The organism is Salipaludibacillus neizhouensis (genome assembly GCF_002886185.1).
In the GTDB taxonomy this organism is placed as follows: Bacteria; Bacillota; Bacilli; order Bacillales; family Salisediminibacteriaceae; genus Salipaludibacillus; species Salipaludibacillus neizhouensis.
This window is the reverse complement of the sequence record NZ_KZ614146.1, coordinates 1811909-1835683: the sequence shown is the minus strand read 5'-3', so window position 1 is coordinate 1835683 and position 23775 is coordinate 1811909. Positions and strand designations below refer to the sequence as shown.

20 protein-coding genes are annotated in these 23775 nt (G+C 36.5%); 8 read left to right on the top strand and 12 right to left on the bottom strand.

Features of this window, described 5'->3' with window-relative positions; translation table 11 throughout:
• Positions 1-82 precede the first annotated feature (82 nt).
• On the bottom strand, positions 83-922 hold the full coding sequence (locus tag CEF18_RS08510; RefSeq protein WP_110936067.1) for an SDR family oxidoreductase: 840 nt from the start codon (positions 920-922) through the stop codon (positions 83-85).
• A gap of 141 nt (positions 923-1063) precedes the next feature.
• Here CEF18_RS08510 and CEF18_RS08505 point away from each other — a divergent pair, with 141 nt between their 5' ends.
• Complete coding sequence (locus tag CEF18_RS08505) at positions 1064-2431, top strand: hypothetical protein (RefSeq protein WP_110936066.1); 1368 nt, start codon at positions 1064-1066, stop codon at positions 2429-2431.
• A gap of 104 nt (positions 2432-2535) precedes the next feature.
• Here the strand turns inward: CEF18_RS08505 and CEF18_RS08500 are convergent, their stop codons facing one another.
• Entirely contained in the window at positions 2536-2727 is a 192-nt protein-coding gene (locus CEF18_RS08500; RefSeq protein ID WP_110936065.1) for a KOW motif domain-containing protein, read from the bottom strand.
• Between the two features lie 282 nt (positions 2728-3009).
• Positions 3010-3345, bottom strand: coding sequence for a retropepsin-like aspartic protease (locus tag CEF18_RS08495; RefSeq protein ID WP_110936064.1), 336 nt, complete (start codon positions 3343-3345; stop codon positions 3010-3012).
• A gap of 242 nt (positions 3346-3587) precedes the next feature.
• Between CEF18_RS08495 and CEF18_RS08490 the strand changes: the two genes are divergently transcribed.
• Positions 3588-4700, top strand: coding sequence for a metallophosphoesterase (locus CEF18_RS08490; RefSeq protein ID WP_110936063.1), 1113 nt, complete (start codon positions 3588-3590; stop codon positions 4698-4700).
• Here CEF18_RS08490 and CEF18_RS08485 read toward each other — a convergent pair.
• The 3 genes from CEF18_RS08485 to ilvA form a co-directional block, all read right to left on the bottom strand.
• Positions 4690-6900 carry a type IA DNA topoisomerase gene (locus tag CEF18_RS08485; protein WP_110936062.1) on the bottom strand — a complete coding sequence of 737 codons (2211 nt, stop codon included), beginning with the start codon at positions 6898-6900 and terminating at the stop codon, positions 4690-4692. The genes CEF18_RS08490 and CEF18_RS08485 overlap by 11 nt on opposite strands.
• A gap of 214 nt (positions 6901-7114) precedes the next feature.
• Positions 7115-7993, bottom strand: a complete 879-nt coding sequence (locus CEF18_RS08480) for a CvfB family protein (RefSeq protein WP_110936061.1) — start codon at positions 7991-7993, stop codon at positions 7115-7117.
• A 272-nt stretch (positions 7994-8265) separates the two neighbouring features.
• Positions 8266-9528, bottom strand: coding sequence for a threonine ammonia-lyase IlvA (ilvA, locus tag CEF18_RS08475; RefSeq protein WP_110936060.1), 1263 nt, complete (start codon positions 9526-9528; stop codon positions 8266-8268).
• 220 nt (positions 9529-9748) lie between these two features.
• Here ilvA and CEF18_RS08470 point away from each other — a divergent pair, with 220 nt between their 5' ends.
• Positions 9749-10405, top strand: coding sequence for an MtnX-like HAD-IB family phosphatase (locus CEF18_RS08470; protein WP_110936059.1), 657 nt, complete (start codon positions 9749-9751; stop codon positions 10403-10405).
• A gap of 137 nt (positions 10406-10542) precedes the next feature.
• Here the strand turns inward: CEF18_RS08470 and CEF18_RS08465 are convergent, their stop codons facing one another.
• From CEF18_RS08465 to CEF18_RS08450, 4 genes are all read right to left on the bottom strand, one after another.
• Positions 10543-11253, bottom strand: a complete 711-nt coding sequence (locus CEF18_RS08465; protein ID WP_110936058.1) for an exonuclease domain-containing protein — start codon at positions 11251-11253, stop codon at positions 10543-10545.
• A complete protein-coding gene (locus tag CEF18_RS08460) occupies positions 11250-12251 on the bottom strand; it encodes a DUF294 nucleotidyltransferase-like domain-containing protein (protein WP_223292272.1) in 1002 nt (333 codons plus the stop codon). The genes CEF18_RS08465 and CEF18_RS08460 overlap by 4 nt, the downstream gene beginning before the upstream one ends.
• Before the next feature lie 2 nt (positions 12252-12253).
• Positions 12254-13525, bottom strand: coding sequence for an ammonium transporter (locus CEF18_RS08455; RefSeq protein ID WP_110936057.1), 1272 nt, complete (start codon positions 13523-13525; stop codon positions 12254-12256).
• 206 nt (positions 13526-13731) lie between these two features.
• On the bottom strand, positions 13732-14676 hold the full coding sequence (locus CEF18_RS08450; protein ID WP_223292271.1) for a DMT family transporter: 945 nt from the start codon (positions 14674-14676) through the stop codon (positions 13732-13734).
• 188 nt (positions 14677-14864) lie between these two features.
• Between CEF18_RS08450 and CEF18_RS08445 the strand changes: the two genes are divergently transcribed.
• Positions 14865-15938 (top strand): acyltransferase family protein, encoded by a 1074-nt coding sequence (locus CEF18_RS08445; RefSeq protein WP_190238683.1) that lies wholly within the window; start codon positions 14865-14867, stop codon positions 15936-15938.
• A 160-nt stretch (positions 15939-16098) separates the two neighbouring features.
• On the opposite strand, the gene CEF18_RS08440 is transcribed toward CEF18_RS08445, so the two are convergent.
• The gene (locus CEF18_RS08440) at positions 16099-17166 is read right to left on the bottom strand and encodes a serine hydrolase domain-containing protein (RefSeq protein ID WP_110936055.1); all 1068 of its coding nucleotides are present in this window, start codon (positions 17164-17166) and stop codon (positions 16099-16101) included.
• Positions 17167-17690: 524 nt separating this feature from the next.
• On the opposite strand from CEF18_RS08440, the gene proB reads away from it, so the two are divergent.
• Positions 17691-18782: a glutamate 5-kinase gene (proB, locus tag CEF18_RS08435; RefSeq protein WP_110936054.1), complete on the top strand. Its 1092-nt coding sequence runs from the start codon at positions 17691-17693 to the stop codon at positions 18780-18782.
• Positions 18783-18890: 108 nt separating this feature from the next.
• Here proB and CEF18_RS08430 read toward each other — a convergent pair whose 3' ends face one another.
• On the bottom strand, positions 18891-19535 hold the full coding sequence (locus tag CEF18_RS08430; protein WP_110936053.1) for a hypothetical protein: 645 nt from the start codon (positions 19533-19535) through the stop codon (positions 18891-18893).
• A 192-nt stretch (positions 19536-19727) separates the two neighbouring features.
• On the opposite strand from CEF18_RS08430, the gene typA reads away from it, so the two are divergent.
• From typA to ectB, 3 genes are all read left to right on the top strand, one after another.
• Positions 19728-21569 carry a translational GTPase TypA gene (gene typA, locus CEF18_RS08425; protein WP_110936052.1) on the top strand — a complete coding sequence of 614 codons (1842 nt, stop codon included), beginning with the start codon at positions 19728-19730 and terminating at the stop codon, positions 21567-21569.
• Positions 21570-21895: 326 nt separating this feature from the next.
• Positions 21896-22405: a diaminobutyrate acetyltransferase gene (gene ectA, locus CEF18_RS08420; protein WP_110936051.1), complete on the top strand. Its 510-nt coding sequence runs from the start codon at positions 21896-21898 to the stop codon at positions 22403-22405.
• Between the two features lie 52 nt (positions 22406-22457).
• On the top strand, positions 22458-23753 hold the full coding sequence (gene ectB, locus CEF18_RS08415; RefSeq protein ID WP_110936050.1) for a diaminobutyrate--2-oxoglutarate transaminase: 1296 nt from the start codon (positions 22458-22460) through the stop codon (positions 23751-23753).
• Positions 23754-23775 lie beyond the last annotated feature (22 nt).

The window sequence follows — 23775 nt, the reverse complement described above, 5'->3', positions numbered from 1 at the left end:
GTTTAGGATTTTCTTAAAAGATTCAGACAGTAGGAGTTGACAGTTTCCTCTGTATTTAACAAAAGACGGCTATGCCGTTTTTCTATTTCATCATGCGAAGAACGATACGTTCAACAATAGCCCAAGGAAGAAAAGATTTCAAGAAAGTAATTGCTTTGACTCCCTTTCCAACAGGGTAACGAAGATGAGGTCTAGAGGTTTCGCATATTTTGATAACGGTATCCATGACGATTTGAGGATTTTGTGCTTGTTTATCCATTTTCTTCACATGATTATTTAAGGAATTCATGAGGTCTTTATAATCTGGTACCCTTGATAATGGTGCTTTTTCTAATCCTTTTTTCCAAATACCTGTTTTAAAAGAGCCTGCTTCTATGAGTGATGTATACACATTGAAAGGTTGCAATTCTAATCGCAACGATTCGCTAAACCCTTCTAATGCAAACTTAGACGCTGCATATGGTCCCAAACCAGGCAGACCTATTCGACCACTGATACTTCCTAAATTAATAATTTTCCCGGAGCGGTTTTTTCTCATTACTGGAATAAATGACTTAGTTAGAGAAACGACTCCAAATACATTCGTTTTAAATTGTTCTTCCCACTGCAGTCCATCAATTTCTTCGATGACTCCGCCTTGGGTATAACCTGCATTATTAATTAAGATATCAAGTGTTCCATAAGTGTTTAGTATATAATTGTAAATAGTATCAATCTCATCTTGGTTTGTTACATCTAACCGTTGGACATCTATTCTTCCCTTTGGAATAAGTCGATCATTGGCCTCAATTCTTAGCTGTTCTTGCTTTTCAGTACTTCTCATTGTTGCAATTACTTTGTATCCTTTATTTGCAAGTTCTAACGTTATGCCCATTCCAAATCCACTATTTGCTCCAGTAACTAATACGATTGATTCTTTCATGGTTCTCCTCCGATTGAGATCTGTTATACTAGAAATGTTTTATTGAAATACCACTTGGTGTGACCGTAATATTCTCCCTATTCATCCATACTAATGTTAAGCAATAGTTAGAAAAAGGTGGTGTCAACATCGCAATATAACATGAATATACGCATACTAGGAGTTATTTGTTATGTAACTGCTATTTTATATTTAACGAATCACTTTTTTCATGCACTTTGGATAGAAAATCTATTTAGTTTACTAGGTGCTGTCTTATTAGCGAATGCGATCTTTCTTATATCGCCAATAAACCGTTTCGTAGTCTCGATCTTAATCATAGTTGGTTCGATTATTTTTTATCTTGAAAACGTTCATTTTATCACAGTGCTGCATGGATTTGGTGAAAATATTAATCTACTTTCTTTATTTATACTTATCCCACTTATTGGAACATTTATGTCAACGGTAGGTTACTTATCTGCTTTAAAAGAAAAAGTTCAATTAAAAGAAAAACAAGGTGGAAAACATCCTTACAGATTAAGTTACCTTCTTGTGACTTCAACGGGCACTTTATTAAACTTTGGCGCAATGGCTATCGTAAAAAAAATTGCAGACGAAAGCTTTTCTTCATTCCAAGAAAAAAAATTAACCTTACATATTATGAGAGGGTTCGCTTTTTGTATGTTGTGGTCGCCTTATTTTGTGAACGTTGGGCTTGTCCTTGTACTTTTTGATGTGTCGTGGTTTAGTATTGGCGGGTATGGCTTCGTTTTAGCGATAGTTTATACGGTAATCAGCATAATCATGCTTCCTGCTATTAAGTTTGCTGACGATCCTATTTTAGTAGAAGATGAGAACAAGAGATCACCAGATTCTGATAACAACCCTTCCCTACTGCCTGTTTTATCATTTTCAGGTGTATTGTTAGCTTTATTGTTTTTATTGGAATACTTTGTAGAAATAAATATGCTCACAGTGGTATCAATTTTAGCTCTGATTTTACCGGTAATTTGGGCTATTGGATCAAAGGTTTTGCGGACGTATCTTAATGATGTGTCTGTTCAGGTTCAAGCTTCGTTTTTTAAGTTGAAAAATGAAATAGCGATTTTTATAAGTGCCGGTTATTTTGGAGTGGCTGTATCATATACAAATATGGGTGAAATTATCTCCACTTTTCTCTTAAATATTTCATTTGGGTTTGTGTATTTATTTACAATATTTATTATCATGATAGCGGTATTATTAGCTCAGATAGGCATTCATCCAATCATCATCGTCATTGGTATTGGTGGTTCTCTGTCTCCTGAAACATTTGGTATTACGTCAGAATACCTTGCTTTAACGTTGTTATTAGCATGGACGACTGCAACGCAGCTTTCTCCTTTCTCGGGGCAAGTATTAATGGCTTCTAAGTTGATGAACACGTCTACTCCAAAGATTGCCAAAGCTAATGCCCCTTTTGTGCTCATTATTTTTGTTGTGTTATCATGTTTGTTATACAGTTTTCATGCCTTCGGATGGGTGTAGAAATGTTAACTAAACTTTCTATAATCAATTGTCAAAATCTCCATACAAAAAAGCTCATTCTCGCAAAATGCTAAGATGAGCTTTTTTGTATTTATTTTCTTTTTCTAAAGTTCATACTCACTATGTTTTAAAACAGTTCTAGGTTTTGTGCCATCTTCGAGAGTGGTTTCGACTTCCACTGCAATAGAATTATTATAAGCAGCAATTACTTTTCCGCTCTTTCCTTTGTAGTCACCCGAGGTCACATTGACTAGATCTCCTGGATTTATTACCGGAACTTCTTCTTCCTCTGGCATAAATATACCTCCTAAGTAAATCTATTTTATCATGCAATATTTAAAAGCGTTGTTAAGAATTATGTTGCATACGAAATACGATAAAAAATTGCTAAGCCAGCCTTAATTTATCTCTGCCCATTGTATCGTTCCGCTTACAATGACGAATTACTCTGTTTAGAGTCAAGAAATATTTAACAGGTTATAAATTCAACAATATTCTTATACACAGCCTCATGAAATAAAGATGATTAATCGCATATGATGATACCCTTTTCCCATAGGGCGGTCAAGCAAATAGTTTTACGTCCGTGAGCTGGAAATTGTCATCGAATCAAGATTTATTTTAGCGCCAACTGACTTTAGGAAATCTAAGCCGATAATTCCATCTACTTCAATGTCTTCTTTGAATACACTGAAATCGCTCACTTTTAAAGGACCGATACTAAAGGAGCTTAATGTGATTTCTTGACCGGATTTGGAAACATCTAAATTTAATTCTTTTTGCAGACGTTCTGAAATAATCGTATGTGGTGATGTTGTATCAATAACCATGGAATGAGTGACGTCTGCCTTCCCTTTTACTTTTAAACGTACTTCCGTGTATAATTTTCCATCATGAAATTCAATGCTCTTCAAGTTTTCTCACCCTTTTTACTTGTTTGTATTCATTGTACCATGTAGTAAATAAAGAAATGAAAAATTCTCTCATTTATTGCCCCTTAATTTTTGTAAATGAAGACGTTTTAAATCATAATAAAAAATAGGATAATCTACAAGCTCAGAATGATTAAAACTGGAAATACAAGGATATTTCAGAAAATAGACTTACTAATCAGTCAAGGTTATGCTCATGATATATCTTTATAAGGAGGTAATTTATGAATGTTAAGTTTTTGTTGAGTTTGAGCACATTTTTATTAATATACAGTCTGCTTTCCTTTTATATTGGCTGGAATATTCATGTCTGGTTACTTACTGCCTTCCAAGTAGATGCTCGTTGGGGAATTTCCGTATTCCTGATGTTTTTCGCTTACTCCTACATCATTGGACAAATGGTAAAATCACTAATGTGGCTTAAAATGCTCGGTTCCTTTTGGTTGGCAGTTTTTCAATTTGCACTTATCGTTTTACCTGTTGTAAATTTATTTGTTTGGCTAATTTCCCTGACAACAATCTCTATAAATACAAGTATTACAACTGCCGGTTTTCTAGTGCTGATTCTATTTATAGTGTATATGTTATTTGGCTTGTTTAATGCTTATCAACCAGTCATAAGAAAGTATCACATTGAAGTACCGAGAAAACAGGCTAAAAAGAAAACTTTAAGGGTTGCCATGGCTTCTGATATGCACTTTGGGGGACTCTCAGGGAAGAGTCATGCTAAGCGGTTAGTTACAATGATAAATAAGTTAGATCCTGATCTAATTGTATTTCCAGGAGATTTAGTGGATGATGACCCGGGTATTTTTCAAAAAGAAAAAATGGATAAAATATTGCGGAATCTGCAAGCCCCGTTAGGCGTTTATGCAGTTTTGGGAAATCATGAATATTACGGGGGGAAAATAAAAGAGTTGACTAAAATAATGAAAAAAGTCAATGTACATATTCTGCAAGATGAAATTGTGACAATAGATCGTTCCATCCAAATTATCGGCAGAAAAGATAAAACCGATAAGCATAGGAAAACAATGGAGGAATTGTTGATTGGTGCGGATAGCTTGTTGCCTAAATTGGTTCTTGATCACCAACCATCTGAACTCCAAGAAATCATGGACAGCGGCAGTGATATTGTTCTATCAGGACATACTCACCGGGGACAAATAGCCCCTAATCACCTCATTACTCGAAAAATATTTGAAGTAGACTGGGGCTTTAAAAAGAAAGAGCAACTGAATGTTATCGTTTCGTCTGGATTTGGATTTTGGGGTCCTCCAATCAGAATAGGCAGTCGTTCAGAAATTATACAATTGGACATTACCTTTACCGATTAATTGGTTGTTGATCGTATATGAAGATTATTTTTTTCTTGTTATTATCCCATTTCAATGCGGCGTCGAAAACGTTATTATTTCGTTCGAAACCTTGGACAATCGACGTCGTACCGCCTGACAGCAGTTCTTTTACATGGGTAATACTTATTTCTTTTCCTAACGTGCGTTTGGATATAGTAAACGTACATTTTGATTGATTATAGTTGGTACAACCATAAAAATTCCCTTTGTCTATAACCTTTCCATCACACTTTAGACAACCTCCAACTAGAGTTTTAGCCGGGTAGTTTCCAGTCCCTTTTTTTTGTTTCCAACCTTTTCTCGTAGATTGTATGTTAGCTAGTTTTTCTTTGTCCAATTGCCAAGATTTAGCGTTCATTCGTGCATCTTGAATAATTGATGCCGAAAGTTTTTTAGCCTGTTCAATGAATGGCTCCATGGGAGTTTTGCCATCTCCAATTTCTGCTAGCCTTTGTTCCCACTTTGCGGTCATTTCTGGTGAAGCTAAAATGGAATCTCCAACAGCTTGAATAAGGATTCGCCCCTTGTCTGTAGGGAAAACCTGATTTTTTGTGACTGTAATGTACGAGCGATCTTTTAAAATCCCAATAATTCCTGCCCGGGTTGCTTCCGTACCAAGTCCTTCCGTATCCTGCATGACTTTTACAAGATTATCGTCATCAATATGTTTGCCGGCTGTTTTCATGACAAGAATTAAATCACCTTCTGTATAACGTTTTGGCGGTTTTGTTTCTCCTTTTTTAGTGGTTACCTTCGAGACAATCCCTTCATCTCCGTTTTGGACAGGAGGTAAGGATGTATCATTATCTTTTGCTGATTTTTGAGAATCTTGAGAGAAGGGGATAACTTTTCGCCAACCTTCATTTAGAAGTTGTTTTCCTTTCGAACGAAAGGTGGCTCTCTCGTCAACTAACGTATCAATGGTCGAATAACTCATTTTACAATCATCATAATGTGCGGCAATGACACGTTCAACGATCATTTCATAGATTACTTGTTCTTCTCGTGATAATTTTGCAGGGTCTATGGTTTGATCTGTTGGAATAATGGCATAGTGATCCTTTACTTTACTAGGGTTTACGTAGCGTTTGGATACAAGTATTGACGGATTAGGCAAGGGGAAATAAGCATTAAACGTACTGTACTCCCTTAATTTCGCCAATACATCCGGTAGAGTTGACGCTTCTTCTTTCGTTATAAAAGCAGAGTCCGTTCTAGGATAGGATATAATTCCCTTCACATAGAGCTTTTGTGCAATATCCAATGTTTGCTTCGGTGCATACTTAAAGCGCTTGTTGGCCAATGATTGCAATCCGGAAAGGTTAAATAAATATGGCGGTGGAATATTTTTTGTGTTTTTATCTATATTCGTTACTTTTGCTGGTTTCCCGGCGGAAAATTGAGCAATTTTTTTAGCCATCTGTTCCTCTTTAAGTCTCGTATCCCCGTCTTTATGCCAGGTGCCTTCATACATATGATTATTTATTTGAAAGTTAGCCTTGACCTCCCAGAAGTTTTCCGATCTAAAAGCTTCTATTTCAGTTTCACGCTTCACGATAAGAGCGAGGGTTGGGGTTTGAACCCGTCCAGTAGAAAAAACATCCTCTGCTCCTTGGTGTTGTAACAATAGTGTAAATGCCCGTGATGCATTCATACCTACTAGCCAATCTGCATAGGCCCTGCTTATGGCTTCATGGAATAAATCTCTTGTATGTATTTCATCTTTCAGATTTTGAAAACCGGTTATTACGGCGTTTGGTGTTAGGGAAGAAATCCATAACCTTTTCATTGGTTTGGTATTCTTGCTTTGTTGTAAAACAAGTCTTACGATTGCTTCCCCTTCTCGTTCCGCATCACCTGCTATGATGATTTCATTAATTTTAGGATCATGCACAAAATCTTTGATTACTTTAAAAGCCTTCCACTTTGTTTTCGTAACTTTGTATTGAAATTCTGATGGGATCATTGGTAAGATATCCAACTGCCATTTTTTCCATGAAGCATCATATTCATCCGGGGACAATAGTTCGCATAGATGGCCTACTGCCCAAGTGACAACTGCCCCCTGCGGAAACGTTTCACAAGGCCGAATGGTGATATGATTTTTTTGTTTTGCAAATGGAAAAGGCGCAGCAAGTTTAGCACCTTGATCTGGTTTTTCAGCGACGATTAATTTCATAAAGGATCACCATTTTCTATGTATTCAGGGAGTAATAAAGAGAGTGGTTATTTAAGGGGAACGTGCGTTTCATTTTATCATATCCTCATTTAAATGCCTATAAGAATTTATCTATGGATAAAATTTAGACCAATCTGGACTTTTTAGTGTTGAATAAAAAAGAACAGACAAAAGGTGATAAGCAATGCCCACCACCACGGAACCAAAAGAGAAATTAAGACTCTTCGGTCTCTTCATTCTCGATAAGAAATGTTGAACCTTCTTTTTGCTGAACTAAATTTTCTTTTAGCAATTTACCCATTGCACGTTTGAAACCTGCCTTACTCATTTGGAATGTTTCCCGAATGTCGTCCGGTTTAGCCCGATCTGTAAATGGCATTTCGCCACCATTAGCTTTTAAATATTCTACTATTTGTTCAGCATCTTTATCGCGGCTTTCCAGAATAAGAGGACGCAGTGAAATATTAAGGGTACCATCTTCTTTTACAGCAATAATTCTACCCTTGACCCACTCCCCTAACCTTGGCTCCTGCTTTCTTTCATCTTGATGAATAAATCCTCGGAAACCTTCTTCTGTAATGAGAAAGGAACCGATTTTAGAGGCACGATAAATATGACCGCTCGTTGTATGGTTTAATAAATCCTTAGGTGCTTGATCTCTTTCCTGATCAATAATATCTTCTGTCACAGGTTTTGCGACTAACTTTTCTCTCCGGTCATGATCCAAACGAACAAACAAGTTATCGCCTCTTTTTGGCCAGACCTCGCGTAATAAAGGAAGGTCATCTTTAGAAACCAAGACATCCTTTGGGAGACCAATATGAACAAAGACACCAAGTTCTTCTACGACATCGACTACTTTTGCCCAATCATACGTGTACAATGAAACCTCGGGAATGTTCGTAGAAGCCACTAGTTGACCCTTTTTATCTTCATAGAGAAATACTTCCACTTCTTGGCCTTGCGATAATTCTTCTTTTGTCTCGTTAGTATGTAATAAAATTTCCTGATTATTTAATTTTAAGACATAACCAGTTTCAATTTTCCGTGCTACTATCGTGGTCTCTATAAGACCTGGTTTTAACTTATCCATTTAAACGCCTCTTTCATATTTCATTACTTTGATTTCTATTATAACTAATTAAAGCTTGAGATGAAAATATTCAGTCATATTATCTCAATTAGAACATAAAAAAAACGCAAAGCGTATTTTATTAAATACGGCGTTAGCTTTCGCCACCATCATTTAAGCATCATGGGTGGGGTGCCCTAGATGCGTGTGGCGTAAAGATAGCTGTTAGCTTATAAATTCTCTTATCTCGTATAAAAAAACTGGCAAAAGCTGAGCTTTCACCAGTATTGATTTTAAATGAGCAGATTAAATAAATCTTGATCCTTATTAATTTCAACGTAGGAGAACCCTTTTTTATCCATGCGGTCAATGAGTGGATGATAATCTTCTTTTACTTTCAATTCAATACCAACCAGGACAGGTCCTTTGTCTCTATTATTTTTCTTTGTATATTCGAAACGAGTGATATCATCTGTTTCACCTAGTACCTCGGTTAAGAATTCTCGCAATGCTCCAGCTCTTTGAGGGAAATTCACGATAAAATAATGTTTTATTCCATTATAAATTAGTGAACGCTCTTTTACTTCTTGCATGCGGTCAATATCATTATTTCCGCCACTTACAATACAAACGATGTTTTTTCCTTTGATTTCATCTTTATATTGATCTAATGCTGCAATAGATAATGCACCTGCCGGTTCGGCAACAATAGCATTTTCATTATACAAATCAAGCATGGTAGAACAAACTTTCCCCTCTGGAACAACTACAACGTTATCGACGACTTCCTTTGCAATTTCAAAAGTAAGATTTCCGACTTTTTTAACGGCAGCTCCATCTACAAACTTATCGATCTTATCCAACGTAACGACTTCTCCTTTTTGAAGAGAAGCTTCCATGCCGGGAGCCCCCGCAGGTTCCACGCCAATAACGTGTGTTGATGGACTGATGTTCTTGAAATAAGAACCAACGCCAGATATGAGTCCCCCACCTCCAATACTCATGAAAACATGAGAAACTGGAACTTCAAGGTCTTCCAGTATTTCCATACCGACTGTTCCCTGGCCAGCAATTGTACGGTAGTCATCAAATGGATGAATAAATGTCATCTTATGATCCTCGCCAAACTTCTTGGCTTCAAGGAAGGAATCATCAAATGTGTCACCAGTTAAAACAACATCAACAAAAGGTTCGCCGAAAAATTCTACTCGTGAAACTTTTTGTCGCGGAGTTGTACTTGGCATAAAGATTTTCCCTTTCACACCAAGGGCTTTGCAAGAGTAAGCTACGCCTTGAGCATGATTACCAGCACTGGCGCAAACTACCCCATTTTCCAGTTCTTCTTTTTTTAAACTTTGCATCAAGTTATAAGCGCCACGAAGTTTAAATGATCTGACTACTTGAAGGTCTTCTCGTTTTAAATATACATTCGCTTGATATCGCTCAGAAAGAATAGGATCCAGCTGTAGTGGTGTTTTAACCACAATATCTTTTAACATTTGGTGCGCGATCAAGATGTCTTTTACTTGAACGGAGTTAGTCATTGTCTTTACCATCACCAGAACCCTTCTTCCTACAGAATATTAAGACTTATCTTAACACAATCTTGAGTTTGTGAAAACATTGAACTACTTATAATTATTAATATTATCAGATTATTTATACAAAACCTTTTTATTGAAGGTTTTTACTATTTAATTGAGGGTATATAGATTAGTTTGATAATGATATGATAAGGGAAAAGAAGATACATTGTATCATTGGAGGTATGTATGAATGGTGAAATGGGCGTTTATTTCGGATTTTGACGGAACAATTTCTAAAAAAGAATTCTACTGGATACTGATAGATACATATTTTCCAGAAGGGAAACAATTGTATCACCGTTGGAAAAACGGTGAATTAACAGATATCGAATTTATAAAAAAGGTATTTGGTTCTATTAATCAGTCTGAAGACATTATTAAGAAGCAAATTCAAGAGATGCCTCTAGATGAACATGCTATTCCTTTTATTCACAAAGTATTAGAAAATGACGGAGATTTTTACATTCTTAGTCCAGGTACAGACTATTATATTCAACAAATCCTAGCTAAGAACAACCTTTCTAACATTGATGTTTTTTCTAACAAAGGATTTTTTAAAGATAAAAATATTCATTTAGAAATAGATCGTAACGCATGGAACTACTCGGAACATTGCGGTGTTGATATGGAAGTGACATTTAAAAAACTTAAAGAACCTTATGATTACGTATTTTATTATGGTGATAGCGAACTCGATGCGCTACCTGCCAAATATGCGGATCAAACGTTTGCGAAAAATTTATTAATTAATGCGTTAATAGACAACAAACAACCTTTTATTCCTGTTCGGGATTTCAAAGACGTACAGACGTTCCTCACAGAAGAAGGATGGATCATGAAAGGATAGGTATATCAAATTTAAATATAGTAAAGTAAGAGGGATCAGCAGAATTTAATTAGATTCTGCTGATCCCTCTTTTAATATTAATTTAATCGGGGTGCTTATTGTTAATAAGCACTTTGCGGACTTCTTCCCCTTATATCCTATCTAGTTCTGGCAATATAAGCGTATACGTCGCGTAAACATGTATAACCCTGCTCTTTAACTATTTGAATGCAGTTGGACCAAAGTTCAGCAGTCATTTTTGCATCTTGTAATGCATGATGTCTGTTGGATGTGTCAATGTCAAAAAATGAACAGCATTCTTCTAATACATTAATATGACGAAGTTCCGGGATCAATGCTGTTAAAAATGATGTATCCAATATTCTGTGGTCAAAACTTGTCTTATATAGCTGCCAGGCTAGATCTTGCATAAAATCAATTTCATGTTTCGCGTGATGGGCAACAAGTGGTGCATTGCCGATGTATTTTAAAAAATCATGTAGCACATTCTCTTGGGAAGGTGCGTCAATTAAGTCTTCTAATGTAATCCCAGTCAGTTCTGTTATTGTGTCAGAAGGAGCTTGATCATGTTTAATAAAAGAGTAAAAGGTTTCCTCTTCTAGAACAGTGCTGCCTTTGATCTTAATTGCACCTATTGACAAGATACGATCCCCTTTTTTAGGACTAAAACCTGTCGTTTCAATATCAAAAACAACCATCGTTAGATCTTCAAAAGGAGTTCGCAAATAATCATTTTGTTTTAAATCTTTTTGTAACCTTCTCATATAGGCAATTTTTGCTGGATCGCGTTCGTGAGAAGGTGATCCCTTGCCTGACAATTGACGGACCCACTGCAACATTGGATTCATGATTTTTCACTCTCTTTGCTGTTTCTCTTAATGATGTTTGTCGCTTCTCTCATCAAAGAAGATCCATCCTTTATCCATGATTTTAAAGCCTCATATTCTTTTTTTGATAAGGAATTCAACGGAATGAAATGAACACTCTCGTAATTTTTCACATCCTGATTCACCTTTAATCTTAAATCTAGGGCATCAGAAAAAGGTCTTTTATAAGTTTTAATTGCTGTGTAATTGTCAGAAAGGTGGTCAAATCTCTCTAATGTAGGTGCCTCTTGGATCTTTTCTAGAAAAGATAATAACCGAATCGCATTAATATATGGAAATAAAACTACTTCCTTTACATCAAGTTTTCCTTTGTTTTCTCCTTTTGTTTCCGGTAAAAGTTGGCCGAATAAGCCAATTCCTTTTTTTATATATTGAACATTGTCAGCTAGTCTGCTTAATATATCCGGATTCTCCTTCATTTTTTCGAAGCCTTTATTCTTGGTCTTTGTTAAAAGAGACCTTTCTCCAACCAATGCTCTTGAATCATAAAAGATGGATACATTTCGTAATGATTCCCAGCCTCTGTCTTCCAGCCAACCAAGTAGTTGGCTCTCCCAAACATCGCTAGACTTGCACCATCTCGGATTATTAGCCATCACTTTACCTTCACATAGCTCGTAACCGCAAATTTCCATACCTTTTACAATCTCTTCGCCTAATTTTAAAAAGTAGTCGGCATGCTCTTTATTACCATCAAAGATAATCCCATGATCCTGGTCACTCCAAATTGCTTGTTCTTGCCTACCGCCACTTCCCATTAGAATAAACGTAAAAGGAGCGGGAGGACTCCCCCACTCACTTTCTACGATATTTTGTGATAATGAAATAATTTCTTTCATAAGTTCATCATGAAATTGATTCAAGTTTGCGTGATCAGACTTTTTTTCCTGGATCATTTCATTTCTCCAAGCTCTTAAATCCTCATAAGTAGCCGTTGGAAGATGATTTTTATTTATCACAATTAAGCACCTGTCTTTTTACTATTAGTTGGAGTAATATTTTCCGGGTAACCGTAACTACCGTGTTCACTCATATCTAAACCAATAATTTCTTCCTCTTCAGTAACTCGAATTCCACCCGGTATAACTTTATCCATTACTTTCAAGATAACAAAAGCTACCACAAAAGCATAGAGTCCTGAAGATACGACACCAGTTAACTGAACACCTAACTGAGTAAGACCACCGCCGTAGAATAATCCAGGAAGTCCACCGTTCATCTCTGCTAGTCCTGGAGTTGCAAAGAACCCTGTGGACAGCGTGCCCCAAATACCGGCAATACCGTGAACAGATAATGCGAAGATTGGATCATCAATTTTCGCTCGATCGAAAAATACCATACTAAAGTGAACGATCAAACCAGCGATAATACCAATTACAACCGCAGCCCAAGTAGATACAAATGCTGTTGAAGCTGTGATTGCAACAAGTCCGGCTAAAGCACCGTTAAGCATAGTAGGTACATCTGCTTTTCCAGTCATCGCTGTCACAATAAACATTGCAGATATAGCACCGGCAGCAGCGGCAAGTTGTGTAGTTAATGATACATAACCGAAGAATGCACCCTCAACACCAAATGTACTACCACCATTAAATCCAAACCAACCTACCCAAAGAAGTAAAACACCTAATGCAGTAAAAACTTGGTTATGCCCTGCTAAATCATTAGAAGTGCCGTCTTTGTTAAATTTACCGATACGAGGTCCCAATACAATTGTGGCAGCAAGTGCAGCTGCAGCACCAGTTAAGTGAACTACCGTTGAACCGGCAAAATCTTGTTTTCCTAGCTCGGATAACCAACCGCCACCCCAAATCCAGTGTGCTACAACGGGATAAATAAATGCTGAAAACAGAATTGCGAAAATAATGTAAGCAGATAGTTTTGCTCTTTCAGCAAATCCACCAAATGCAATCGTCAATGCGATTGCTGCGAAAGCAAGTTGGAAAATGAAATCAACAGATCCTACAAGACCTTCACTTTCACTGTAATCTCCGAAAAAGAAGTTAGATAAGCCGATAAATGCATTTCCTTCTCCATATATGAATCCGTACCCAACAGCCCAAAAGACGATGGAAGCAATACCAACAGTGAATATTGTTTTCCCGGCAATATGACCTGCGTTTTTCATTCTCGTTGAACCTGCTTCAAGGAGAATGAAACCACCTTGCATTAATAAAACTAAAATAAAGCCAAGCATTACCCATACGTTATTCATTAAAGAAATCTCGTCCATCTTACGTCACGCTCCTCGAATAATTTTATCTCAGTTGAAAGTATGTGTTAGCAAATGTTCCAACTGGTGTTAATTATCAGTATATTCGTCAGAAAATTTACAAACAACAAAAATGTTAGATTATCTAACGCGATAATTACAGGAAGCGTTTTCATTGTTTTAGTGTGAGTAAAGAACTAAAAAAACAAACTAAGCAAAGACTATGCTTAGTCATAATAGGTATTTTCAACCGGATTAGCTCGGGTTTTTTTTCTCTTTCTGTCAATCCAGATCTGTTCAATATAACCTGTACCTAACAGAACTCCACAAACAATAAACAGGAATCCAATCAATTGAGATAAATAGATCGGTTCTCCTAATAGAAAAAATGAACCTATTAATGCAAACAGAGGAATAAAGTTATTAAAGACAGCTGTTTGACCTGCTCCTATTTTTTGAATCGCGGCATTGTACATAATGTGACCAAGTCCCGTTGCAATAACTGCAGATGAGAAAAAAACAATCCAAACGGTTTGATTAGTATTAGACATCTTTCCAAGGCTTCCAGGTTCAAAAAAGAAACTAAGCAGAAATAACCCCGCTGACCCGATTAAAAGCATGATGCCAGTCAATTGCCGGGAGGATAGCGTTTTAGTTGCCACTTTAATAATGATAAAAGATATTACTTGGGAAACCATGGCAATAAATATATACATGTCACCTTGAGAAATTCCAGCAACTCCTTCTGCCGGATTTAAGACGACGAAGGTTACCCCTGTAAAACCTGATAAGATACCGGTAAAACGTAATTTTGTAAGTCGATCGCCGAGAAAAATCATAGCAAAAATAGCTGTTGTTAAAGGGATCAGTCCTAAAATTAATGACGCTTTTGAAGCAGTAGTTTCTACTAACCCAATGGCTAACATGGAATGGTGGCCAATTTGACCAAAAAAAGCGGCTAAAGCGGTAAGTCCCCATTCTCTTTTTGTAAGCTTTCTTAAATCTTTTAAAAAATATAGGATACTGATCGCGCATAACCCGGCAATCCCTATTCGAAGTGATTGCATCATCACAGGTGGAAAGTGTTCAACTAAGTATTTTACAGCGACGACATTTAGTCCCCAAATCATCATTACAAAAATTAAAAGTCCATATGTACCCGTTTGCTTCAATTTTTAACCCTATCTCATTAGAATGATGAAAAAATCATAACATATATAATATAACGGGAATATGTTTCTCAGTAACTCTCGAATATATGAGACAATCATGGTAGAATCTAGCCTTGGTTTGAAAAGTTAACAAAAGGGAAAAAAGTAATGTTCGTAAATATGATATGACTGTATTGGTGGGGAATCAAATGAAAAGTCAAGGGATGATTAAGGAGATTTTCGTGTTAAGAAGTATTGGTTGTTTAAGTATTGTGTTTCTTCATAGTGTACATGCTGCTTTAATGACTGTTCCGATAAGAGAAATGGGTGAACTTGAGGCGATCACTTTTGATTCCATTCAAATGCTTCTATATTATGGTACACCGATGTTTATATTCATTTCTGAATTTTTGATTTCCTACTCTTATCGAAATAGAGACGTTCCTCCAGGTTTTCTCAAAAAAAGATTGCGCTTTATTTTAATCCCATATTTTGTTATGGCAGTTTTTTACTCCCTTCCGTTTATTATGCAAGGTTGGGAGTCCTGGAGTTTAAAATTAGTAAGGAACATTTTTATTGGAGATTACCACGGTTACTTTATTTTGATTATCTTTCAATTTTACTTATTCCACTTGTATTTTTACCGGTACTTAAAGGCGTGGTCTCCAAAAATAGTACTTCCAATTGCACTTATTATCAATGCAACTTATTTGATGATATTTAATTTCACTCTTCCCCCAGAGAGTCTTCCGTTTTCGACTTACGTTTGGGAAAGATTTTATTGGATTCCTTTATTCGGCTGGATATTTTATTTTGCGTTAGGTTTTTATGCAGGACTTTATTATGAATTATTTATCGAAGCTCTAAAAAAGTGGCGCTATATTATCATCATTGGTCCCGTTCTTTCCAGTATTATGTTACTTTATTTTTATCACTCTGGATTTCTGTCCGTTCACAGCTCTAAACGGACTGACATCCTAATTCATACCACAATGTTAAGTATGTTCTTATTTTATATTACAACTAGATTCACCAGACCATCTCCATTTCTGGTTTTTATAAGTCAATATTCTTTTGGTATATATTTATTGCATTATTTTTTTATATTTCTTGGAGACGCTATTTTCCGATTGTACCCTATTGATATAGGATTTAGTTATATACTCGTACTATTTGTATTCAGCATAGGGTGTTCAATCGCAAGTATATACTTCTTAAATAAATGGAAATACGGACATTTAGTGATTGGGAAAATTGGAGTTGGCTATGTGCCGCCAAAATAACTTTTTCCCTTGTTACTTAAATGATTGTTCAAAAAAGAAACACCAACCTTTCTAAAAGGTTGGTGTTTTAATAACTTTTTCAGTACCTTTTGATGCAATAAGCGAAACTTCCACAGTTTTTTGGCCTAACAGGAGAACTGTTTTCCTAATAGGCACGCTCTTATTCAGCTCTTTTTGCATCTAAAATCAGCTGCAGTAATTGAAGTCTCTGAAGATCATTCACACTGCTTCTGGTTAATTTAAATGAAACTCGGTTGGAATCAACTCGATTGACAAAAACAAGATCTAGCTCAGGGATTATATCAATAGATTGTCCATATCTACCGACAGCGGAATACATCTTTAAATCACTAAAGGGGGCTTCTGTTGCTACCCACCATAAATAACCGTAATCAAAAATTGTGTTTGATGGTACATCTGTCTGTGCGGTAGTGCTTTTCTTTATCCATTCTTTCGGAACAATTTGTTCTCCGTTCCATTCCCCTTCTTGTAAATATAGCTGACCAAACCGGGCCATATCACGAGCTGACATACGGAATAAATAGGATGGGTGTTGTGATCTTGTGTTCTCATATTTATAATTTGTATGACTTAATTCAAAATCTTCCATTTCTAGTGGTTTGGCTAGCTTTTCAGCAAAATCTTCGAATAAATCTCTTCCCGTTTGGTCATTATATATGGTGCCTAGAGCATTGAAATCCCAGTTATTATAGTAATAGAAATCGCCGGGCAAATGACTTCCTCTGCTTGGTCTGGCGATTCGCATGCCCCAAGACTCTTCCCCTGCAGGTAAATAAATCCCGGAAGTAGACGTCAATAAGTGTGATAGCATTGCTTGTTTCTCCAAAAAACTCAATGGTGGTTTATCATCGATTTGATAATCCTCTAAAGTGTTATTTAAGATAAGAGTTCCTTTATTTTCTTCTATGCCAATTAAAGCACTAAGAAATCCTTTTCTAATAGAATGGGCATTTGTACTTTTAGCAACATCCCCCCACGAAAACAATATTTTACCTTTGTATATCACCATGGCAGCGGTTGAATTAATAGACTCATAGTACTTTCTTGCCTCGTTAAGAGCATCTGGGTTAAATCCAGCTTCATCGACACTGTCGTGACTCTCCCAGGTAGTTTCTTGAGCCGATTCCATCGAATAATAGATATACATGAATAATCCCACCAGTATGATGATTATTATAATTAATATTGCAATGATTTTATTAAACACACAGATCATCCTTTAAACATCAATAGCATTAATATATCATTTTATACCCCTGTCTTCCATGTTGCTAACTTTGATGAAAATTAAGCCTTATCGATATCGTTGATCAGTTTTTCTAAAATGATAATATCACGTTATTCAAAAATATATAAGCAATGATGGTTATGGACAAAACAATTACTTGAGCCAATTCTGGAGAGTTCGTTTCACACGGTGACATAAAAATGAAAGACTTGACTTCTTATATAGGTTATCAGATAATTATAAAAACTTTATTTTGTAATTTAAACTAGCAGAGATAGGAATTCTTTGGCTGAAAAATTCCTTTAGCAATTAACATTGAAGCTGCTCATATTCAGCGAACTACGTTTTACTCTCGTTAAGAGTAATCCAAGTGGACACATTAGTGTCAATAAAGGTGGTACCGCGGAATCAGAATGCTTTCGTCCTTGTTTAAGGACGGGGGTGTTTTTTTAGTGAGAATATTTCAATGTACACTATATTAAAGAGAAGGTGGATTATTTTCAATGGCAATAAAAAGGATCGTAATTAAAATTGGAAGTAGCTCCCTTACTGAAAAGGACGGGCAGTTAGCAAATGATAAAGTGTCCGACCATGCAGACGCTATCGCCAGTATTATGTTGGCAGGTTTTGAAGTAGTATTGATATCTTCCGGTGCAGTAGCAACAGGCGTAAAACAATTAGGGCTTTCTACTCGCCCCGTCACTACGTCAGGTAAACAAGCAGCCGCCGCTGTTGGGCAGCATTTATTAATGCAAAAATACGGGGAGTCATTTAAAAAACACCAAATCAATACTGCTCAGCTTCTTCTGACTAGAAATGATTTTTACAAAGAGGAACAATATCAAAATGCTTATAACACGCTGGATGAACTATTGAAGCGAAGAGTTTTACCAATTATTAATGAAAATGATTCTACTGCGATCGAGGAATTGACGTTTGGTGATAATGACATGCTGTCAGCTTTGGTAAGTGGTTTTCTACATGCTGATCAACTCATTATTCTTACTGATATAGACGGGATATACCAGGAAAATCCTTTGAAGAACCCTAGTGCAATGAAGTACAATCATTTAAATGGTGTGAGTGAAGAGCTTCTAGCTCAAGCGGAGGATACTTCTTCTAAAGTGGGAACTGGTGGAATGAAATCCAAACTTCAAGCGGCGCGTACAGCTCTATCAATGGGAGTAAATGTATTTATAGGGACAAGATCATCCACTGATTCGATCGAAGAAATTCTCGCGGGAAACGGAAATGGAACCTATCTCACCCCCACTGCAAAAAAAATAATGAAGACGAAAAAACAGTGGATTGCCTATCACTCTTCAACAAATGGGAAACTCATCATTGATGAAGGTGCAGCACAGGCTATTTTAAAAGAAGGTAAAAGTTTATTACCTGTTGGAATTACAAGTATTCAAGGAGAATTTAATATAGGTGATGTGGTCCAGGTTTGTGCGTCTTCAGGGGTATTGTTAGGTAAAGGGAAAGTGACTTACTCCTCCGATCAACTTCGGTCAATTATTTCAATAGGAAATAAGCAGTCTATAAATGGGAAAAAGGAAGCGATTCACCGCGATCAATGGATAATAGTATAGGTTGGTAAAAGGGTTAAGCTTAAGCTTGAATAAGGTAATTACAATGGATTAATTAAGTCCATTTAATCCCGGTTAAATTTTTTGATTGCTTTATTGCTAGTATTTTAGTTATAGATATCTCCTCTCCTTTACTCTTTTTGAATGGATGTTAATAATGGAAGCACCGGATTTTGGGAGCATCATTTTATCAAAAATACCCGTTAACGCGTTAGTATGAACTTTAAGCCAAGATTGACACGTTTTATGATAAAATAAGCGATCGAAGGAACCTTGCCAATAAGACTTATTCATTTCGAAAACGACATACTCACAGGCCCTGTTTAGAAGAGTCAGTGATACGGATTGTTCATTATTTCCATTTGATCGAACAATTCTCTGGTATGTTTTAAAAAAAAGATGTTTAAAATAATCATAACTAATTACTTGTTCCCAATTAGGATTATTGATTTGCTTTTGTCTAGGAGTATAACAGTCTAATTCAGTGTCTAGGTTAACACCCCAATGTTCCATATTCGTATTGGTCCTTAAAAAAACATTAATCTGGCTGATCAGATCTTTAATTTCTTTAGGTGTTTCCCGAAGTTGATCTTCATAGATAAAGTATGTTTGTTTCAAGTTCGTTAGCGTGATTATATCTTGTAGATTCAGGATGGTTCCTTTTATTAAAAGGGGTTGATAAAGGTTATCTTTAATATCATGTTCTGTTTTCATCCCAATTGACAAATCATGGACAGATATTAATGATTTATTCATTTTAAACTCCCCCCCTCTTTAGCATTATTATATTATTTAGAATACCCCTATATGATTAAGTGAAACTATAGATATGAGTTAATATGTAGTGGGCAATTTTGGATTTCAAAGAAAATAATGATTTATTGAAGTATTTGTGCTATGATTATATAGTTGAAGTACTTTTATTAAAAGACAGGAGCGTTTTAAGTTATGAAGAAACGATTAGACATAAGAAATATTGCAATTATCGCCCACGTTGACCACGGAAAGACAACGTTGGTAGATGAATTGTTGAAGCAGTCAGGTACATTTCGAGAAAATGAACAGGTAAATGAACGTGCGATGGACAATAATGACATTGAGAAAGAGCGCGGTATTACGATCCTCGCTAAGAACACAGCAGTAAATTATGAAGATAAAAGAATTAACATCATGGACACACCAGGTCATGCTGACTTCGGAGGCGAAGTAGAGCGTATCCTTAAAATGGTCGATGGTGTCCTACTTGTAGTAGATGCATATGAAGGTTGTATGCCTCAAACACGATTTGTATTAAAGAAGGCGTTAGAGCAAAAATTAACGCCGGTAGTTGTTGTAAATAAAATTGACCGCCCTGCAGCTCGTCCTGAAGAGGTAGTTGATGAGGTACTAGATCTATTTATTGAATTAGGTGCAGATGAACAGCAACTGGACTTCCCTGTTGTTTATGCATCAGCTATTAATGGTACTGCCAGTGAAACTCCAGATCAGACTGATGGTACTATGAAAGTAATTTTTGACACTATTATTGAGTCTGTTCCTGCTCCAATTGACAATTCTGAGGAGCCTTTCCAGTTTCAAGTAACCATGTTGGATTATAACGACTATTTAGGTCGTATTGGTATTGGACGTGTGTTTAGAGGAACGATCCGTAAAGGCGATCAGGCTGCAGTTATCCATAGAGATGGTTCTGTGAAAAAATTCCGTGTATCTAAACTATTTGGTTATTTAGGTCTTAAGCGCTTGGAGATTGAAGAAGCAAAAGCTGGGGATCTCATTGCCATTGCCGGGATTGAAGATATCAACGTTGGAGAAACAATCTGTCCGGTCGACAACATAGACCCGATGGAATTGGTTCGTATTGATGAACCTACACTACAAATGACTTTCCTAGTAAACAACAGTCCCTTTGCAGGTCGTGAAGGTCAATATGTTACAAGTCGTAAAATTGAAGCTCGCTTAATGACACAAGTCGAAAGTGATGTTAGTCTGCGAGTAGAAAATACTAGTTCACCTGATGTTTGGACAGTTTCCGGACGAGGTGAATTACATTTGTCTATTTTAATTGAAAACCTTCGTCGTGAAGGGTTTGAACTACAAGTATCCAAGCCGGAAGTAATTATACGCGAAGTTGATGGTAAGGCGTGTGAACCTTATGAGGCCACACAAATCGACGTACCAGAAGAATATACTGGTGCTGTTATGGAATCATTAGGTGCTCGTAAAGGTGAAATGCTAAATATGGTAAACAAAGGTGAAGGCCAAGTACGACTCGATTTTCTCATCCCTTCCCGAGGACTAATTGGTTACACTACAGAATTCATGGCACAAACAAAAGGGTATGGTATCATAAATCATACATTTGACAGCTACCAACCTGTTGCGACAGGCTATGTTGGTGGACGTCGTCAAGGCGCGCTAGTTTCGATGGAAAACGGTAAAACAACTCCATACGGAATGATGGGTGTGGAAGATCGTGGGATGCTATTCTTAGAGCCTGGTGTAGAAATATATGAAGGTATGATTGTTGGAGAACACAATCGTGACAGCGATCTTACTGTTAATATTACAAAAATGAAGCAACAAACGAATGTTCGATCTGCGAACAAAGACTTTACAGTTACAATGAAGAAGCCGAAAATACTATCACTTGAAGAAGCATTAGAGTTCTTAAATGACGATGAATATTGTGAAGTTACTCCTGAATCGATCCGATTACGTAAAAAAGTATTAGATAAAAGTAGTCGTGAGCGAGATGAAAAACGTAAGAAACTAACTGTTAAGACTAATTAATGGTCAAAAACACCGGTGCAACAAGGATCTCAACTACTATAGTTGAGATCCTTTTCTTTTCCCCCACTATGCCAAGGTTTATGGAAGATTATTTTTCAAAACTGGTGCTATCGATACGATATGGAAGAAATAAATAAGAAGAACGGTCTAAGCGGCACTAAGGTATACAGGTCCATATATTTAAGGTCTCATGCTGTTTAAAGCTATTTGATTAATTGGAGAAAAGTTCCTAGTATTAGTAATGTTGATTGAATAAATTCGTGAGATTAATAAAAGGAACAAATGCTTTCTTTTATGAAAATACTTAACAAAGGTGGGATTCAGAAATGAGTAAAAATGCGACTGCAGTTCTAGAAACACTTACACTAGAAGAACCCACGAAAGATGTTGGTCAAGACATGTGGGCATTAGCAAAGAAAACTTCTCTTGATTTAAACTCAGCATATAAGTACATTATGTTTGCCGAGTATTTCTCAGAAACATGTGTTGTTGCTCGCGAAGAAGACAAAGTAGTTGGTTTTATCACAGGATTTGTTCAACCCAGCCATCCTGAAGTTGTATTTGTGTGGCAAGTTGGCGTGGATTCGTCCCAACGTGGTAAAGGGGTAGCTTCCAAGATGTTAAACGAACTCATTGCAAGAGATGCTTGTAAGGACGTTCGTTACGTGGAAGCAACAATTACGAATGACAATAAGGCTTCTCAGTCATTGTTTAAGAGAATGGCTAAGGAACATGATACGTCATTTGAAGTACGTGAATGTTTTCCTGAGGATGTCTTTCCAGAAGAAGGACAAAAAGCTGAATATACGTATCGAATTGGACCTTTTTCCAAGTAAAACGATATTTATTTGAAAAAGATAATTAAAAATACGGAGGGGTTTTAAACCTATGACAGCTAACGATCTTAGTACTATTAATGAACTTGAATCTTGTGTAAGAAGTTATGTAAGAAGTTTTCCAGCAGTTTTCACAAAAGCAAGAGGATATAAAATGTGGGACGAAAATGGGAAAGAATATCTTGATTTCTTCGCTGGAGCGGGTTCACTGAATTACGGACACAATGAACCAAATATGAAGAAAAAGCTTGTAGAATATATTCTTGATGATGGGATCACCCACTCTCTTGATAAAGCTACAACAGCTAAAATAGATTTTCTAAATAAATTTAATAATGTTATTTTAAAGCCGCGTGATCTAGAGTATCGTATTATGTTCCCAGGACCAACAGGAACGAATACTGTAGAAAGTGCTTTAAAACTAGCCAGAAAAGTAACTGGAAGAACGGATATCATCAGCTTTACGAATGGATTCCATGGTATGACAATCGGAGCTTTATCCGTTACGGGTAATTCTATGAAGCGTAAAGGTGCTGGAATTCCTTTAAGCCATACTGTGACTATGCCTTATGACAATTTTGTTAGTGAGGATCTCGACACTCTGGAGTATCTCGAGAGATTTTTAGAAGATAATGGTAGTGGTGTTTCTATTCCGGCTGCAATTATTCTCGAGACAGTCCAAGGTGAAGGCGGTATTAATGCTGCTCGTTTCGAATGGATCAAAAAAGTTGATGAAATTTGCAAACGTTGGGGAATACTTCTTATTATAGACGATGTTCAAGCAGGAGTTGGACGTACGGGTACATTCTTCTCGTTTGAACCTGCTGGAATTAAGCCGGACATCGTATGTTTATCAAAATCAATTGGAGGTTATGGTCTTCCACTAGCGTTGACTTTAATCCGTCCTGATTTAGACCAATGGAAGCCTGGTGAGCATAATGGAACGTTCCGTGGGAATAACCATGCATTCATTACTGCGACAGAGGCTCTTACCTATTGGGAAGATCCAGCATTTGAAAAAAGTGTGCAAGATAAATCAGTTACAATCACAAAATTCTTAGAAAATATGATTGAGAAGTATCCTGAAATGAAAGGTCATTTAAAAGGCCGTGGTTTCATGCAAGGTATTTCTTCTGATGTGGATGGTTTCAGTGATAAAGTTGCGAAAAATGCTTTCAAACGCGCACTTATTATGGAAACTGCTGGCGGACATGATGAAGTATTTAAGCTGTTCCCCCCTATTAACATAGATGAGCAAGGATTGGAACAAGGATTTAAGGTAATTGAAGATAGTATTAAAGCAACTGTGCAAGAAATGTTTCCAACAAAAGAAACAGTATCAAACTAAACTAACAAATTTTATTCATTAC

Bases quoted from the DNA above. Each gene is read 5' to 3' on its own strand.
- CEF18_RS08510 (WP_110936067.1), bottom strand. From the start codon at position 922: ATGAAAGAATCAATCGTATTAGTTACTGGAGCAAATAGTGGATTTGGA.
- CEF18_RS08505 (WP_110936066.1), top strand. From the start codon at position 1,064: ATGAATATACGCATACTAGGAGTTATTTGTTATGTAACTGCTATTTTA.
- CEF18_RS08500 (WP_110936065.1), bottom strand. From the start codon at position 2,727: ATGCCAGAGGAAGAAGAAGTTCCGGTAATAAATCCAGGAGATCTAGTC.
- CEF18_RS08490 (WP_110936063.1), top strand. From the start codon at position 3,588: ATGAATGTTAAGTTTTTGTTGAGTTTGAGCACATTTTTATTAATATAC.
- CEF18_RS08485 (WP_110936062.1), bottom strand. From the start codon at position 6,900: ATGAAATTAATCGTCGCTGAAAAACCAGATCAAGGTGCTAAACTTGCT.
- CEF18_RS08480 (WP_110936061.1), bottom strand. From the start codon at position 7,993: ATGGATAAGTTAAAACCAGGTCTTATAGAGACCACGATAGTAGCACGG.
- ilvA (WP_110936060.1), bottom strand. From the start codon at position 9,528: ATGGTAAAGACAATGACTAACTCCGTTCAAGTAAAAGACATCTTGATC.
- CEF18_RS08470 (WP_110936059.1), top strand. From the start codon at position 9,749: ATGGTGAAATGGGCGTTTATTTCGGATTTTGACGGAACAATTTCTAAA.
- CEF18_RS08465 (WP_110936058.1), bottom strand. From the start codon at position 11,253: ATGAATCCAATGTTGCAGTGGGTCCGTCAATTGTCAGGCAAGGGATCA.
- CEF18_RS08455 (WP_110936057.1), bottom strand. From the start codon at position 13,525: ATGGACGAGATTTCTTTAATGAATAACGTATGGGTAATGCTTGGCTTT.
- CEF18_RS08445 (WP_190238683.1), top strand. From the start codon at position 14,865: ATGAAAAGTCAAGGGATGATTAAGGAGATTTTCGTGTTAAGAAGTATT.
- proB (WP_110936054.1), top strand. From the start codon at position 17,691: ATGGCAATAAAAAGGATCGTAATTAAAATTGGAAGTAGCTCCCTTACT.
- CEF18_RS08430 (WP_110936053.1), bottom strand. From the start codon at position 19,535: ATGAATAAATCATTAATATCTGTCCATGATTTGTCAATTGGGATGAAA.
- typA (WP_110936052.1), top strand. From the start codon at position 19,728: ATGAAGAAACGATTAGACATAAGAAATATTGCAATTATCGCCCACGTT.
- ectA (WP_110936051.1), top strand. From the start codon at position 21,896: ATGAGTAAAAATGCGACTGCAGTTCTAGAAACACTTACACTAGAAGAA.
- ectB (WP_110936050.1), top strand. From the start codon at position 22,458: ATGACAGCTAACGATCTTAGTACTATTAATGAACTTGAATCTTGTGTA.